General features: G+C 38.1%; 14 protein-coding genes. 10 read left to right on the top strand and 4 right to left on the bottom strand.

Going from position 1 to position 15,469, the window contains the following annotated elements:
* Positions 1-124: 124 nt before the first annotated feature.
* Positions 125-3,019, bottom strand: coding sequence for a leucine--tRNA ligase (gene leuS / locus NDQ75_RS04605; RefSeq protein WP_202028228.1), 2,895 nt, complete (start codon positions 3,017-3,019; stop codon positions 125-127).
* A 195-nt stretch (positions 3,020-3,214) separates the two neighbouring features.
* On the opposite strand from leuS, the gene NDQ75_RS04600 reads away from it, so the two are divergent.
* Positions 3,215-3,556 (top strand): type II toxin-antitoxin system RelE/ParE family toxin, encoded by a 342-nt coding sequence (locus tag NDQ75_RS04600; RefSeq protein ID WP_317236658.1) that lies wholly within the window; start codon positions 3,215-3,217, stop codon positions 3,554-3,556.
* Positions 3,543-3,845: a helix-turn-helix domain-containing protein gene (locus NDQ75_RS04595; RefSeq protein ID WP_202028226.1), complete on the top strand. Its 303-nt coding sequence runs from the start codon at positions 3,543-3,545 to the stop codon at positions 3,843-3,845. The genes NDQ75_RS04600 and NDQ75_RS04595 overlap by 14 nt, the downstream gene beginning before the upstream one ends.
* A gap of 23 nt (positions 3,846-3,868) precedes the next feature.
* Here NDQ75_RS04595 and NDQ75_RS04590 read toward each other — a convergent pair whose 3' ends face one another.
* Positions 3,869-5,083 carry an aminotransferase class V-fold PLP-dependent enzyme gene (locus tag NDQ75_RS04590; protein WP_207190433.1) on the bottom strand — a complete coding sequence of 405 codons (1,215 nt, stop codon included), beginning with the start codon at positions 5,081-5,083 and terminating at the stop codon, positions 3,869-3,871.
* Positions 5,084-5,229: 146 nt separating this feature from the next.
* On the opposite strand from NDQ75_RS04590, the gene NDQ75_RS04585 reads away from it, so the two are divergent.
* The 6 genes from NDQ75_RS04585 to NDQ75_RS04560 all read left to right on the top strand — a co-directional run bounded on the left by NDQ75_RS04585 (position 5,230) and on the right by NDQ75_RS04560 (position 11,509).
* Positions 5,230-6,582, top strand: coding sequence for a serine hydrolase domain-containing protein (locus tag NDQ75_RS04585; protein WP_251762014.1), 1,353 nt, complete (start codon positions 5,230-5,232; stop codon positions 6,580-6,582).
* Positions 6,583-6,781: 199 nt separating this feature from the next.
* Entirely contained in the window at positions 6,782-7,258 is a 477-nt protein-coding gene (locus tag NDQ75_RS04580; RefSeq protein ID WP_202028224.1) for a heme-binding domain-containing protein, read from the top strand.
* 336 nt (positions 7,259-7,594) lie between these two features.
* A complete protein-coding gene (gene recA, locus NDQ75_RS04575) occupies positions 7,595-8,602 on the top strand; it encodes a recombinase RecA (protein WP_202028223.1) in 1,008 nt (335 codons plus the stop codon).
* Positions 8,603-8,932: 330 nt separating this feature from the next.
* Positions 8,933-9,367: a hypothetical protein gene (locus tag NDQ75_RS04570; RefSeq protein WP_202028222.1), complete on the top strand. Its 435-nt coding sequence runs from the start codon at positions 8,933-8,935 to the stop codon at positions 9,365-9,367.
* A 68-nt stretch (positions 9,368-9,435) separates the two neighbouring features.
* Positions 9,436-9,978 carry an RNA polymerase sigma factor gene (locus tag NDQ75_RS04565; protein ID WP_202028221.1) on the top strand — a complete coding sequence of 181 codons (543 nt, stop codon included), beginning with the start codon at positions 9,436-9,438 and terminating at the stop codon, positions 9,976-9,978.
* 25 nt (positions 9,979-10,003) lie between these two features.
* On the top strand, positions 10,004-11,509 hold the full coding sequence (locus tag NDQ75_RS04560; protein ID WP_202028220.1) for an outer membrane beta-barrel protein: 1,506 nt from the start codon (positions 10,004-10,006) through the stop codon (positions 11,507-11,509).
* Here NDQ75_RS04560 and NDQ75_RS04555 read toward each other — a convergent pair.
* The gene (locus NDQ75_RS04555) at positions 11,506-12,246 is read right to left on the bottom strand and encodes a lysophospholipid acyltransferase family protein (protein WP_202028219.1); all 741 of its coding nucleotides are present in this window, start codon (positions 12,244-12,246) and stop codon (positions 11,506-11,508) included. The genes NDQ75_RS04560 and NDQ75_RS04555 overlap by 4 nt on opposite strands.
* A gap of 76 nt (positions 12,247-12,322) precedes the next feature.
* Here NDQ75_RS04555 and trpS point away from each other — a divergent pair, with 76 nt between their 5' ends.
* Entirely contained in the window at positions 12,323-13,291 is a 969-nt protein-coding gene (trpS, locus tag NDQ75_RS04550; protein ID WP_202028218.1) for a tryptophan--tRNA ligase, read from the top strand.
* Here trpS and dprA read toward each other — a convergent pair.
* A complete protein-coding gene (dprA, locus tag NDQ75_RS04545) occupies positions 13,288-14,403 on the bottom strand; it encodes a DNA-processing protein DprA (protein ID WP_202028217.1) in 1,116 nt (371 codons plus the stop codon). The genes trpS and dprA overlap by 4 nt on opposite strands.
* Before the next feature lie 105 nt (positions 14,404-14,508).
* Here dprA and NDQ75_RS04540 point away from each other — a divergent pair, with 105 nt between their 5' ends.
* Positions 14,509-15,450: an HU domain-containing protein gene (locus tag NDQ75_RS04540; RefSeq protein ID WP_202028216.1), complete on the top strand. Its 942-nt coding sequence runs from the start codon at positions 14,509-14,511 to the stop codon at positions 15,448-15,450.
* Positions 15,451-15,469 lie beyond the last annotated feature (19 nt).

The following is a 15,469-nucleotide window of genomic DNA, read 5'->3' as shown; positions in this document are numbered from 1 at the left end:
AATTATAGTCAGTCAGCGCGTGTTCAAGACGCACTATTTTAAAGTTTATTGTACTTCGATAGGTTCAGTAAGACACTAGCTTAAGGACTAAACACCAAAGGCTTAAAAACCTTTGGTGTTTAGATTATCCTACTATGTTAACAATTTTTCCGGGAACGATAATTATTTTCTTCGGAGTTCTTCCTTCCAGTTGTGCTTGGGTTTTGGCATGTTCCATAACCACTTTTTCAATATCCTCCTTGCTCATATCCATAGGTAAATCAAGCGTAAAACGCATTTTCCCATTAAAAGATATTGGATAAGTTTTCATGCTCTCCACCAAATATTTCTCTTCAAATGCAGGGAAAGGAGCAGTAGCAATCGATTCGCTGTTTCCAAGCGCACTCCAAAGCTCTTCTGCAATATGTGGAGCATAAGGTGAAATAAGGACCGCTAATGGCTCCAAAATAGCTTTACTGGTACACTTTTGTGCGGTGAGTTCGTTAACGCAAATCATAAAAGTAGAAACCGATGTGTTGAACGAGAAATTCTCGATATCTTCCTCAACTTTTTTAATGGTTTTGTGCAAACTCTTTAAACTCTCTGCGGAAGGTTCGCTATCGGTAACTTTTAGTCCGTTATCATCAAAATACAATTTCCATAGTTTTTTAAGGAAACCATGAACTCCGGTAATTCCGGCTGTATTCCAAGGCTTGGCTTGCTCTAACGGACCAAGGAACATTTCATACATCCGAAGTGTATCAGCGCCGTAATTTTCACAAATCTCATCCGGATTTACGACGTTGTATTTCGACTTCGACATTTTTTCGACTTCCCGAGAGACTTTGAAAGTTCCATCTTCTTCTGTGATGAACTTAGCATCTTTAAACTCAGGACGCCAATTTTTAAAGGCTTCCATGTCTAATTCTTCCGAAGTATTCACAAAGGATACATCTGCATGAATCGGTAATACTTTTTTATCGCCAATTTGATTTTTTGATACAAACGTATTTTCGTTTTCCAAGCGATACACAAACGCACTTGTTCCTAAAATCATCCCTTGGTTGATAAGTTTTTTAGCAAACTCATCTACGGGAAGCAATCCTTGGTCGAACAAAAATTTCTGCCAAAAACGGGCATACAGTAAGTGTCCGGTGGCGTGTTCGCTACCGCCAATGTATAAATCTACATCTTGCCAATAGTTGAGTGCTTCCTGAGAGGCAAATTCTTCGGTATTTCCAGCATCCATATAGCGGTTAAAATACCATGAACTTCCTGCCCAACCTGGCATGGTGTTGAGTTCGAGAGGGTAAATTCCATTTTGCGATGCTTCGACAGGCTCAGCATGACAAAGGTCATTAGAAACGACTTTATTGTTTACCGAATCCCACGCCCATTCGGTAGCATTGCCTAGTGGTGGTTCGCCGGTTTCTGTGGGAAGGTATTTTTCCACTTCCGGCAATTCAATAGGCAAATGTTTTGCGTCTATCATTTGTGGGAGTCCGTTTACGTAATATACTGGAAAAGGTTCCCCCCAATAGCGTTGTCTCGAAAAAACGGCATCGCGAAGGCGGTAGTTTATTTTTCCTTTCCCTTGCCCAATTTCTTCTAATTTTTCAATCGCTTTCTTGGTAGCTTCTTTGTAGCCCAAACCATTTAAGAAATCGCTATTGGCAATCACCGTATTTTCTTTATCAGCAAAAGCCTCTTCGCTTATATCTACACCTTCAAAAATATTAGGAATATCAATCCCAAAGTGTTTTGCAAAATCGTAATCACGTTGGTCACCACAAGGCACGGCCATTACAGCTCCCGTTCCATAACCCGCCAATACATAATCGCCAATCCAAATAGGAACAGGCTCTTTGGTAAAAGGATGTTCAGCATAGGCACCGGTGAACACTCCGCTAATGGTTTTAACATCAGCCATACGTTCGCGCTCGCTACGTTTTGCAGTGGCTTCAATGTAGGTTTCTACAGCTTCTTTTTGTTCCGGAGTAGTTATTTTACTTACCAATTCGTGCTCTGGAGCAAGTGTCATAAACGAAACCCCGAAAATAGTATCAGGACGGGTGGTGAAAACGGAAATGGATTGTGACTTCTCGACTGCCTGCCCGAAATACTCAGGTAGGCGGGCGCTCGAAGTGACATCATCATTTGAAAGAACATTAAAATCAACTGAAGCACCAACAGACTTTCCTATCCAATTACGTTGAATTTCTTTTAGCGGCTCTGGCCAATCTACTTTTTCCAAACCTTGCAACAAACGTTCGGCATAAGCAGAAATACGCATGCTCCATTGCTTCATTTTTTTACGAACAACGGGATGGCCACCACGCTCGGAAACACCATTTACAATTTCATCATTGGCTAAAACCGTACCCAAAGCAGGGCACCAATTCACTTCCGTTTCAGCCAAGTAGGTAAGTCGGTATTTAAGTAATATTTCCTGTTTTTCTTCGGAAGTAAAATTTTTCCATTCTTCCGCAGAAAAAGTAGCTACCGTTTCATCATGAACGGCATTTACTGCTGAATTCCCTTCGGCTTCAAATTTAGAAATAAGCGTCTCAATATTTTCAGCTTTATCGGTATCGTTGTTGTACCATGAATTGAAAAGCTGAATGAAAATCCACTGCGTCCATTTGTAATATTCTGGATTGGATGTGCGGACTTCCCGACTCCAATCAAAAGAAAATCCTATTTTATCTAACTGCTCACGGTATCTTTTAATATTTGTTTCCGTAGTAATAGCAGGATGTTGCCCTGTTTGAATGGCATATTGCTCTGCTGGCAATCCAAAACTATCGTATCCCATGGGATGAAGCACATTAAAGCCTTTATGACGTTTGTAACGTGCATAAATATCACTTGCAATATACCCTAACGGATGCCCTACATGCAATCCTGCTCCAGACGGATAAGGAAACATGTCCAACACATAATATTTAGGTTTATCTGAATTATTGTTTGCTTTAAATGTTTGGTTTTTCGACCAATATTTTTGCCATTTGGCTTCAATTTCATTGAAATTGTACTTCATCACGTTGTTTTTTTAGTGAAACTCTCCCAAATCTTCGGGATTGAGAATCCGTCTAAGAAGTTGCAAAAATACAGTTATTGCTTGAATAAGGAAAGGGATTTGAAAGTCAAGTGAGTCAGTAAAATTATAGAGCACCAATAAGTACTTGCAAAATGTTACCTTTTTAGGTAACTTTGGTAAAAAATAGCGGTAGGATTGAGTGATTTTAATAGACAAATAGGCTTTTATGAAAACCATTTTATGGACTTTTACAAAAAGCAGCCGCTGGTAGTGAGAAATAAAATAGACTGGACTTTATTATTTATAAAAAGGACTAAAGTAGTACCACAAAAATTCTTAAAGCATTTAACCAATACCGATGGACTTTGGGAAGTACGTGTTTCCGCAGGAAAAGGGATTTTTAGAATTTTTTGTTTTTTCGATGAAGGAAATCTTATCGTATTATTAAGTGGGTTTCAGAAGAAAACTCAGAAAACACCTAAAAAGGAAATTAAAAGAGCAGAAAGACTTAAAAAAGAATATTATGAAAGCAAATAAAAAACTAACTTCATTTGATGACCATCTCAATGAGCAATATGGCGAAATTGGAACCGAATCAAGGAAAAAGTTTGAAGAAGAATTTGAAGCTTTTAAAATTGGGGTTCTAATTCAAGAGGCTCGCAAAAGACAGCAATTAACTCAACAACAACTTGCCGACAAGGCTGGGACTACCAAAAATTATATTTCGAGAATTGAAAATAACGCCAGTGACATTCGGCTTTCTACACTAATGCGAATCATTCACGAAGGTCTGGGCGGTAGTCTAAAATTGTCATTGGAAATTTAATATTCTAGACATCTCGAAATTACTTATGAAAGCATCATTTTTGCTTTTTTAACTGCTTCAACCAAGCCGTCTATCTCTTCTTTGGTATTGTAAAAAGCAAAACTCGCCCTAACGGTACCCGGAATTTTAAAGAAATCCATTATAGGTTGGGCGCAATGGTGGCCGGTACGCACGGCAATACCTAGTTTGTCTACAATGGTACCAATATCGTATGGATGAATACCTTCGATATTAAAAGAAATTACGGATGCTTTCTTGCTAGTATTCCCGTAAATTTTTAGTCCGTCTATCTCGTTTAACTTTTCAGTTCCGTAGGCAAGCAGTTCATTTTCGTATGCCAAAATGTTTTCAAAACCAATGCTGTTCATATAATCAATAGCAGCGCCAAAAGCAATTCCGCCGCAAATGTTTGGTGTTCCCGCTTCAAATTTGTGGGGTAAGTCGGCATAGGTAGTTTTTTCAAAAGTAACTTCAGCAATCATTTCACCACCTCCTTGATAGGGCGGCAATTTGGTGAGCCATTCTTCTTTTCCGTAAAGAATACCAACCCCGGTTGGGCCACACATTTTATGGGCAGAAGCCACATAGAAATCTACATCCAGCGCTTGAACATCGGGTTTTAGGTGCGGACACGCTTGTGCGCCATCCACTAAAACAGCGGCACCAACCGCATGTGCTTTTTCAATAATTTCTTCAATTGGGTTGATAACCCCCAAAGCATTGGAGATATGGTTGCAGAAAACCAGTTTTGTTTTTTCAGAAAGCAATTCAGCATACGCTTCCATCATCAACTGACCATCGTCGTTCATGGGGATAACCTTCAACTTTGCTCCTGTTCGCTCGCAAAGCATCTGCCAAGGAACGATGTTTGAGTGGTGTTCCAGTGCAGAAACAATGAGCTCATCATCTTTTTTCAGCAATGAAGAAAAACCGTTTGCCACTAAATTGATAGCGTGCGTAGTTCCCGAAGTGTAAATAATTTCTTTGGCTTTCTTGGCGTTAAAATGTTCTTGAATTTTAATACGCGCCTGCTCATATTTATCGGTAGCTTCTTGGGAAAGCGTGTGTACGCCGCGGTGTATGTTGGCGTTAAAGTTGGAGTAATAATCAACAATACAATCGATTACCTGCTGCGGTGTTTGTGAAGTGGCAGCATTATCAAAATAAATTAAAGGATACCCGTTTACTTTTCGTTGTAAAATGGGAAAGTCTTTACGTATTTTTTGTACATCAATCATAGTGGTTCTTACTAAAAAGATAAAGCACAAAAGTACGGTAAAGTTGGAAGCTTAAAAAGAGAAGGCGGGAAAGTTTTGTTTAAAGGGAGATGCCTAGAGGAAAGTATTTTTTATCTTTATTCGTCGATAATACAAACTCATATATTGTGAAAAACTTCAAACGCTTCGCCCTCTATACGATTCTCCTTATATGTTTTGCCCTTGTTGCCGTATTTTATTTCAACTATCCAAAACTGAATATCATAAGCGGCTACGCAGCAAAAAATGTATGTTCGTGCAATTTTCTCGATAATCGGACTATAGAATTTACCGAAAAACACGACAATAACTTTTCCCCTGTAAATCTCGCGAAAAACAAAGTGGACGAAGCAGATAAACTCGCAACATCCAGTGTTTACGGACTCCAAGAAAGGATTGCCGTTTACAGGGAAGGCTTAGGATGCGTGTTGGTACCTAAAAAAGCAGATTTGGAAACGATAAGTGCTGCAACAGCGCCTTCTCGATGGCAAAAACAGACTAATTTGCCCTATCCGTACGGAGAGTTGCCTCAAAAAGACACGGTTTTTGCCAATGTAAACTACCAACAAATAGACAAAGCGGTAGAAGAAGCCTTTTCCAATAACGATGTACAAAAAACACGGTCGGTTTTGGTGATTTATAAAGACCAGATTGTTGCTGAAAAATATGGTGATTCCTTAAACAGGGATTCAAAATTGTTGGGTTGGTCCATGACTAAAAGCGTCATGGCAACGCTGTACGGAATTCTGCAATGCGAAGGAAAATTGAAAGTTAGCAACCCCGCCCCGGTGGATGCTTGGCAAACAGATAGCCGTAAAAATATCACCTATAGCAATTTACTTCAAATGAATAGTGGTTTGGAATGGGAGGAAGATTATGCCACCATTTCTGATGTTACTAAAATGCTTTTTTTAGCTGAAGATATGAGCGCTGCACAAGCGAATAAGGAAGCAGATGCCAAACCGAATGAACAATGGAACTACTCTTCAGGAACCTCCAATTTATTATCCGGTTTGCTTCGGAAGGAATTCAGTACTTATGAAGAATACCTAAACTTTCCTTACCAAAAACTCATTGATCGTATTGGGATGAAGAGTATGGTGTTGGAAACCGATGCCGCCGGGAATTTCGTAGGCTCTTCCTACGGATGGGCCACAACGCGTGATTGGGGGAAATTCGGACTCCTATATTTGCACAATGGCTATTGGAACGGCGATCAATTATTTGATAAAGATTGGGTGGATTATGTGTCCACTCCCGCACCAAATTCCGAAGGCATGTATGGCGGTCATTTTTGGCTCAATGCCTCCAAAAAACTTCCCGATGCCCCTACCGATACTTATTTCGCAGACGGTTTCCAAGGGCAACGTGTCTACATTGTCCCTTCCAAAGATTTAGTTGTAGTGAGAATGGGACTTGCCTCTGGAGACGCTTTCGACTTTAATGGCTTTTTAAGCGGTATAGCTGAGGCGATAGAGTAGAAATAGTATTAAAAAAGAAATAAGATGAAGAGTAGTATTTCTCTATCCTTTCCTTTCCAGTATTCTTCAGCAATTAATATATAGATTATTTACTTTATAAGTCAAGATATTTTATATTCGTATTAGAATATAGGACAACCCCTAAATCTGCCTTCAAATAATGGTTAGGGAGAGGAAAATAACAAAAAACTTACATCAAATGACAAGTCGTACTGCGGTATCACTATTTATTTTATTAATTCTATTTCTGGGATTGCAATTGTTTCGGTACACTAAAAATACTTCCGAAGAGATTAACAATACCGCTGATTTTTTATATAGCACCTCAGCACCTAAAGAAATAAGTGATTTATTTTTAAACGCCTGTTACGACTGCCACTCCAACAACACCCATTACAAATGGTACGATGAGGTTGTGCCCATTAATTGGTACATCACACAAAATATTAATCAAGGAAAGTTTGTTTTGAATTTTTCTGAATGGGAAAGTTTAAGTGTTTTAGACAGGGAAGTGGCTTTACGAGCCATGTTGTTTGATATTCAAACGGAAAAAATGCCTAAAAAAATGTATGCTACCCTTCATAAAGAAGCAAGGCTTTCAGAAGCAGATAAAAAAAGATTGGTCGCTTGGGTAGATAAAATACATAAGCAGTTGGTGGAAAATCATGATCATTAATGGGCTGTTAACACATATTTCCGTTAAGGTAAGAAACAAAAAGAGTTTCAAAATACATTGAAACTCTTCTCGCGGCCAAACTGTTGTTGTTAAATATTTAAACATATTCATCATTGCAAAAACAACAACAAATCTGCCCATCATTGAAGCTTACCATTGCACATAAGCAACGGTTAAGTAATTCAAAAATCCAATTAATGAGACATTGCATTGGCATTAATTGGTTAATCCTTTTTAGGATAGATGATAAATATCCAAAAAGGTTGCGTGGCAAATTGTAGGATGCAAAAAGAAATAGTATTTTAGCACGAATCATAACAAAAGCAAAGAGAAAAAATGAGTTCTGAAAAAGATGCGAAGTTAAAAGCACTAAAGCTCACTTTAGACAAGTTGGATAAAACCTACGGAAAAGGAGCGGTGATGAAAATGGGCGATAGTGTAGTAGAAGATGTAGATGCCATACCAACAGGCTCACTCGGGTTGGATATTGCCTTAGGCGTTGGCGGTTATCCACGAGGAAGGGTTATAGAAATATACGGGCCGGAATCCTCAGGTAAAACCACCTTAACATTGCATGCCATTGCCGAAGCACAAAAGGCCGGAGGTATTGCAGCATTTATAGATGCAGAGCACGCATTCGATCGTTTTTATGCTAAAAAATTAGGGGTAGATATCGATAATTTAATCATATCGCAACCCGACCACGGTGAGCAAGCCTTAGAAATTGCAGATAACCTTATTCGTTCTGGAGCCATCGATATTGTAATTATCGATTCTGTAGCGGCCCTAACACCTAAAAGTGAAATTGAAGGCGAAATGGGAGACTCCAAAATGGGACTTCATGCTCGTTTGATGTCGCAGGCACTTCGAAAGCTTACTTCTAGCATCAGTAAAACAAAATGTACAGTGATATTTATTAACCAGCTTAGGGAGAAAATCGGGGTTATGTTTGGTAATCCAGAGACTACCACTGGTGGTAATGCTTTAAAGTTCTACGCATCGGTAAGATTAGACATACGTCGTTCTACGCAGATTAAAGATAGTGGTGGAGATGCCTCTGGTAACAAAACCCGTGTTAAAGTGGTTAAAAATAAAGTAGCACCACCGTTTAAATCTACTGAGTTTGATATTATGTATGGTGAAGGGATTTCCCGAGTAGGTGAGATATTGGATTTAGGAGTAGAGTTTGAAATCATCAAGAAAAGTGGTTCTTGGTTCAGTTATGGCGATACCAAACTTGGACAAGGCCGTGATGCCGTAAAAACCTTACTTCAAGACAATCCAGAACTTCTAGAAGAACTGGAAGATAAAATCAGGGAAGGCATAAAAGCGATTAATAGTTAATTCACGAAGTTTTAGAAAACAGCGCAAGCTGTTTTAATTGAATATTAAAAAAATCCTTATCCGGAGAATAGGAATCAAAAGCTCCGAAAACAGGAGCGTAGGTACGTAGCGACGCGGAGTTTTGATTGTGGTTTTTCGACTTAATGGTCGAAAAAATTCCTTGGATAAGGCGCCTTTTTCTTTGTTTCGTTTCTTTTGGGCGAGCAAAAGAAATGAAAGAAGGTTTTATTTTTATAAAGAATTAAAATCCTAACCAATAACGGTTAGGATTTTTTTATGCCTAACGCAACCCTTCCTACAAAGCCGCATCTAAAAGGAAAAGTAATTAAAATGAAGAAGTATTTTATCCCCCTGCTTTGTGGCTTTATGTTTTTAGGCCTCGTTTCATGCGAATTGAATGATGATGATGCAACCAATTTTGTTTACGAAGTAGTAGAAATTACCAATGCCAAAGTGCCGGATACTTTTGAACTAGGCAAGGTTTATCAAATAGATTTTACATACGCAAGGCCCACGGACTGTTATATTTACAGTGGTTTCGATTTTGAACCTACAGCTAAAACAGAACGTGCTATCTTTGCGATATCTTCTGTACTTCAGAGAGACGACTGTACAGCGATAGAAGACGGGGAAGGAACTGATAGTTTCGACTTTGAAGTAAGGTTTACAGACACCTATACGTTCAACTTTTATACGGGGGAGGACGAAAACGGTGAGAAACAATACCTTACTTACGAAGTACCTGTAGTAGAAGCTAGTAATTAACCATGTATGTATTTAATTTCCAGCCAAAACAAGGGTAAATACATGCTAAAAATAACCTTGCTATAAGAGTGAGTTTAGAGGAGCTCATAAAACAGTGTAAGCGGCAAGACAGAAAGGCACAAGAACAATTGTACAAGCTTTTTAGCGCCAAATTGTACGGTATGTGTCTTAAGTATTCCCGCTCGCAAACAGAGGCAGAAGATAATCTGCACGATAGTTTCATGGTTATTTTTAACAAAATAGACAAGTACAATTTTAAAGGTTCTTTTGAAGGTTGGTTAAAGCGGGTAACCGTTAATACAGTATTGCAGAAATACAGAAAGAAAGGCGATTTTGATGTTTTACCAAATAATTTAGAATCGGAAGTTGAGGTTGAAGTTGATGAAGAAAGTATTTCGTTGGATTATCTCTTGAAGATTATTCGGGAGTTGCCCGATAGGTACAGATTAACATTCACCTTGTATGTAATGGATGGATATTCGCACAAGGAAATAGCTGAAATGCTACAGATAAGCGAAGGCACCTCCAAATCCAATTTAGCAAGGGCCAAGATGGCATTGCGAAATAAAATTGAAGAAGACAATATAAAAAAGGAAGCAAATTCCTGTTAATATACCTACTAAATAGGTAGAAATAATGAAAGATAAAAAGAATATAGAGAGACTGTTCCAAGAAAAGTTCAAGGATTTCGAAGCGAATCCTCCGGAACATCTTTGGGACAGAATAGACACCTCTTTGCACGCCAAAAATAGCAAGAACCGAAAAGTGATTCCTTTTTGGTGGCAATTGGGCGGTGCTGCAGCAGCCATCGTTACTTTATTCCTTTTAGGGAATTTGTTTTTTAGTTCTTCGGAAGTTGTGATTCCTGCTCAGAATAAGGTTACCGAAAAAGAGGCTCCCCAAACAGAAGACTTAAATAATGCGATTCCAGAAACTTCTTCGGAAGATGCTGTAGTAAACACAAATGCTTCAGAAGAAACTAAAAGTGATGTAATTGGAATTTCTAATGAAACTGGTAAAACGTCTGAAGATAATTACAACGCAACTACATCCGAAGAAAAAAGGATAACAAATAGCACGAACACTCAAATTGCGAATGTTGCTGATAAAACGCCTAAAGAAAGCCCAAAATCTTCAGAAAAAATATCGGGAGAAAATTTAGGAAACACTATCGAGGTTGAAGAGAATGCTGTTGCCAATCTTAACAATGAGGCTTCAGAAAAAGAAAAAAGTATTGTTCAAGAAACCCCAAAAGAAACTTTTAATAACACAAATGCGGTTGCAGTAGCCGAAGAAAAAGATAAAACTTTCGAAAAAGAAATAGACGATACCAGCGATAAGCCATCCATTTATGATGTTATTGAAGAAATGGATAAAGAGGAAGAAATGGTGGCTGTTGCCAATGAAAAATCGTCTAAATGGGCGGTAAGTCCTAATGTGGCGCCTGTTTATTACAATTCTTTAAGTGAAGGTTCGCCTATAAGCAGGGATTTTTCTGAAAACACCAAAGAAGGAAATGTAAATATGAGCTACGGGATAAATGTAGCCTACAATGTAAGCAAGCGTTTGAGTATTCGATCTGGTTTAAATAGTGTTAACATGGGTTATTCTACCAACGATATTGAGTTTGCGCCGGTAGCTGCTTCTTCTACGTTTGGTAATAATAAACAATTATCGAATATTACATTTAAATCGCCAGACAATACTATTCGTGTCACTAATTCTAAGGTTCCTAGTTTTAATGATATGACTGAATTCGAGTCGAAAACTGAAAATATTTCCCAAGGAAGCATCAACCAAAAATTAGGCTACTTGGAAGTACCGATGGAATTAAAGTACCGTTTGGTGGATAAAAAGTTTGGCGTGAATGTTATTGGAGGCTTCAGTTCTTTGTTTTTAACCACCAATGAGGTTTTGCTAGAAACCAACAATCTTTCTAACGAAGTAGGAGAGGCCAACAACGTAAACGATGTTAGTTTTAGTACCAATGTGGGTATAGGTGTAGATTATCAATTGTCTAATTCTTTTTTACTGAATTTAGAGCCTATGTTTAAGTATCAATTGAATACTTTTTCAAAGGAAGACGGCGGTTTTTCCCCGTATTTACTTGGGGTTTACACGGGAATTAGTTTTAAGTTTTAAGCGTTTTTTAACTCTTTTAAAATCATTTCCCGAGAGGTCTCTTTTAATTTGGTGCTTGCTTTGGCATCTAAACCCTTTGTTTCCAGAAATGGTAGCACCACTGCTCTCATTTTACCTATGGAGCCACTAAAAAATTCGTAGGAAAAACGTTTTTTATTATCCAAAAAAGCAATGGATACGATAGGTATTTGATGTTCAATAGCCAATCGGAAAGCGCCGTCTTTAAATTCATCCAGAACGGTATTGGTGTCGTCTGGAACGCCACCTTCAGGGAAAATACAAATACTGAGCCCTTGTTGCAGTCGCCTTTGCGCACTTTTGTAAACAGCCGTTCTGCTACTCGCCGAACTTCGGTCAACCAAAATACAAGCCCTTTTGTAGAAAAATCCGAAAATTGGAATTTTACTCAATTCTTTTTTTCCAACAAAAACAAAGGGGTTTTTAGACGCTTTCAGCATCATCATAATATCGGCCATGGAAGTATGGTTGCCGATGAGCATATAGCTTTTACCCTTTACAATCTCTTGTTGCCGTTCTATCTTCGGAAAGAAAAGCATTCCGTACAAAACAAAGTTTGCCCAAATATTTCTGGCAATCCAAAAAAACTGAGGGTACAGGCGTTCACTGGAAGTAAGAATTAATAGTAAGGGAAAAAATAGGATGATGGGTATGGCTACGAGCAAATAAAACCAAATTCGATACAAAAGCTGAAAAACCCGAACAAAGAATACAATCATGGAGTCAAAAATAAACAATTGTTACTTACTTTTTCCAAAACATTATACCTTTGTGGTTTTGATATAAAAAATAGCAATGGCGAGAATACTTACAGGAATACAAAGTACAGGAACACCACATTTAGGAAATTTATTGGGAGCCATTATTCCGGCCATCAAAATGTCTGAACAACAAGGGAACGAATCGTTTCTTTTTATTGCAGATATGCATTCCCTAACCCAAATAAAAGACGGAGAAACATTGAAAAATAACACTTACAATGTTGCTGCCGCCTGGTTGGCTTTTGGGTTGGATATTAGTAAAGTTGCTTTTTACAGGCAAAGCGATGTTCCGCAAACAACTGAGTTAACATGGTATTTGAGCTGTTATTTTCCATACCAACGATTAACGTTGGCGCATTCATTTAAGGATAAATCAGATCGTTTGGAAGATGTTAATGCGGGTCTTTTTACGTATCCCATGTTAATGGCGGCCGATATCCTTTTATATGACGCTGAAATTGTTCCTGTGGGAAAAGACCAAATGCAGCACATTGAAATTACACGTGATGTAGCTTCAAGAATTCATACACAAATTGGCGAGACTTTTGTAATTCCAGAAGGAAAAGTACAAAAGGAAACCATGTACATTCCAGGCACCGATGGCCATAAAATGAGTAAGTCGCGTAACAATTTTATCAATATTTTTCTTCCGGATAAAAAATTGCGCAAACAGGTAATGAGCATAGAAACGGATAGCACACCGTTGGAAGAGCCTAAAAATCCAGATACTTGTAATGTATTTGCTCTTTACAAACTCCTTGCTTCTTCTTCTCAAATTGAAGAAATGAGAAAAAATTATGAGGCAGGAGGTTATGGTTACGGCCATGCAAAACAAGCTTTGTTCGAACTTATCTGTGACACTTTTGCTACCGAAAGGGAGAAATTTAACTATTACATGGAAAACCTCCATGAAGTAGATGAGGCTTTGGCTATTGGTGCAGAAAAAGCCAAAAAAGTAGCTAATGCTACATTAGCAAGAGTTCGTGAGAAGATGGGGTATTAAACCACCTCATAAAGTTTTCCTGGCAAAGGCCTAACTACACCTTTCATTTCCATACTGAAAAGTAGTGAGGATAATTTATGAACGGGCATATTGCAATCTAAAGCAATAACATCCAACAAGACTTTACCCTGTTTTTGCAGGTAATCAAAAATGGGTTGTTCGGTTGCATCCAAATCCACGAACAATTGTTTTTGAACAGGAGCATGTTTGGTGTTTGTTTTCTCTAGTTTCCAGCCCAAAATATAAATAAGGTCTGCCGCAGATGTAAGTAAGTGTGCTTGCTGTGTTTTGATGAGGTTGTTGCAGCCTTCGCTGTATTTGTCGTTTGTTCTTCCAGGAACTGCAAAAACTTCGCGATTGTAGGAAAGAGCAATATCCGCCGTTACCAAACTACCGCCTTTTTTGGCAGATTCTATAACAATAGTTGCGCTAGACAGTCCTGCAATAATACGGTTTCTTCTAAGAAAATGGTTTCTTTCAGGAGTTTGGTCGCTCCAGAAATCGGTTATGAATCCACCTTTCTCTACCATTTCATCCATATATTTTTTATGTGCTTTTGGGTATATTTCGTTAAACCCGTGGGCCAAGCAACCAATGGTTTGTAAATTATTTTTCATGGCGGCTTTGTGCGCACAAATATCTACGCCATAAGCATAACCGCTCACAATAACTGGATTAAATGTTGCCAGTTCCTCCATCAATTCATTACAGAAAGCGGTTCCATAAGAGGTTATTTGGCGGGTGCCAACAATGCTGATAAGTTTTTGCTTTGGTGAAGAAATATTTATTTTTCCTTTCTGGAATAGAAGTATCGGACTGTCAACACAATGCTTCAAATTATAGGGGTACTGCTCTTCAAAAAAAGCAGTGACTTGAATGTTGTTTTGCTGAAGGTAAGCAAGTTCTTTTTCTGCGTCCTTAAAGTTTTGGTCATTAAGAATATTTTTAACTGTGAAATCACCAATACCTTCAATGGATTGTAGCGTTCTACGCTTTTCATTAAAGATATTTTCGGCAGAACCACAATGTTGAAGCAGTTTTTTGGCGGTAATATCGCCTACTTTTGGAGCGCGTTGTAACGCCAATAGAAAAAATAATTCTTTTTCTGTCATCTAAATAAATGATTTTCAACTTTAAATGTATAGAAAAAAAACCACTGTTGATAAAAACTGAAAAAGTATTTTCAAATCAATTCTATTTTTTCACATCTTTGTGATATGCGAATAGAGAACTACATCAGCGATTTGTTATATAGATACGAGTGTGTAACTGTGCCAAGTTTTGGAGCATTTATTACGCAATATCAACCTGCGAAAGTACACGCTAATACAAATGCGTTCTATCCGCCTTCAAAATCCATTGCTTTTAATGAGCAACTTAAATCCAACGATGGTTTACTTACCAAATATGTGGCGGAATCTTTAAAAATTTCTTTTGAAGAAGCTACCCAGAAGTTGGAGGCTACGGTTCTTACTTGGAAAAAAGCATTGGAGAACGGAGAGAAAATTGAATTGAAAAATGTAGGTGAACTTTGGTTGGGAGCTGAGAAAAAATTACTTTTTCAACCTTCTTACCACGTAAACTACCTTACTTCGTCTTTTGGTCTTTCTTCTTTTGTGTCTCCTTCTGTTACGAGGGAAGAACTTAAAAAGGAAGTCGAAAAAATTGAAGAAAAAGCACCTATTGCTTTTACGCCAGAGCGAAGAAGAAGTCGTTCTTACTTGAAGTACGCAGCTGTATTTTTACTAGCAATTTCCGCAGGCACCATCGGTTACCGATTTGTGGATCTTCAGCAAAAAGAAAACATTCAAGTTGCGCAGCAGGAAGCGCAGAAGCAAATTGAAAGGGACATTCAAAAAGCTACATTTTTTGATACAACACCTTTAGAAATTCCTTCTATTACCTTAAAAGTTGAAAAGCAACCTTTAAAATATCACGTGATTGCTGGTGCTTTCCGAATTGAAGAAAATGCCGATAAAAGAGTTAAACAGCTTCGTGAAAAAGGTTTTGAAGCAGAACGTATAGGAAAAAACAAATACGGTTTGCACCAAGTTACTTTTGCTAGCTTCGCTGAAGTTCCGGAGGCATTGGAATTTCTACGCAAAGTTAAAAGAGAAGAATCTCCTGAAGCTTGGTTGCTTGTAGACGAATTGAATTAACTTCTTATTTACGAAATAC

Origin of the sequence: Galbibacter mesophilus (assembly GCF_023721415.1) — a bacterium.
Lineage (GTDB): Bacteria > Bacteroidota > Bacteroidia > Flavobacteriales > Flavobacteriaceae > Galbibacter > Galbibacter mesophilus.
This window is presented reverse-complemented; position numbering and strand designations above follow the sequence as displayed.

What these genes read in the sequence shown, in the direction of transcription:
- leuS (WP_202028228.1), bottom strand. Translation starts at nt 3,019, where the DNA reads ATGAAGTACAATTTCAATGAAATTGAAGCCAAATGGCAAAAATATTGG.
- NDQ75_RS04595 (WP_202028226.1), top strand. Translation starts at nt 3,543, where the DNA reads ATGAAAGCAAATAAAAAACTAACTTCATTTGATGACCATCTCAATGAG.
- NDQ75_RS04590 (WP_207190433.1), bottom strand. Translation starts at nt 5,083, where the DNA reads ATGATTGATGTACAAAAAATACGTAAAGACTTTCCCATTTTACAACGA.
- NDQ75_RS04580 (WP_202028224.1), top strand. Translation starts at nt 6,782, where the DNA reads ATGACAAGTCGTACTGCGGTATCACTATTTATTTTATTAATTCTATTT.
- recA (WP_202028223.1), top strand. Translation starts at nt 7,595, where the DNA reads ATGAGTTCTGAAAAAGATGCGAAGTTAAAAGCACTAAAGCTCACTTTA.
- NDQ75_RS04570 (WP_202028222.1), top strand. Translation starts at nt 8,933, where the DNA reads ATGAAGAAGTATTTTATCCCCCTGCTTTGTGGCTTTATGTTTTTAGGC.
- NDQ75_RS04560 (WP_202028220.1), top strand. Translation starts at nt 10,004, where the DNA reads ATGAAAGATAAAAAGAATATAGAGAGACTGTTCCAAGAAAAGTTCAAG.
- NDQ75_RS04555 (WP_202028219.1), bottom strand. Translation starts at nt 12,246, where the DNA reads ATGATTGTATTCTTTGTTCGGGTTTTTCAGCTTTTGTATCGAATTTGG.
- trpS (WP_202028218.1), top strand. Translation starts at nt 12,323, where the DNA reads ATGGCGAGAATACTTACAGGAATACAAAGTACAGGAACACCACATTTA.
- dprA (WP_202028217.1), bottom strand. Translation starts at nt 14,403, where the DNA reads ATGACAGAAAAAGAATTATTTTTTCTATTGGCGTTACAACGCGCTCCA.
- NDQ75_RS04540 (WP_202028216.1), top strand. Translation starts at nt 14,509, where the DNA reads ATGCGAATAGAGAACTACATCAGCGATTTGTTATATAGATACGAGTGT.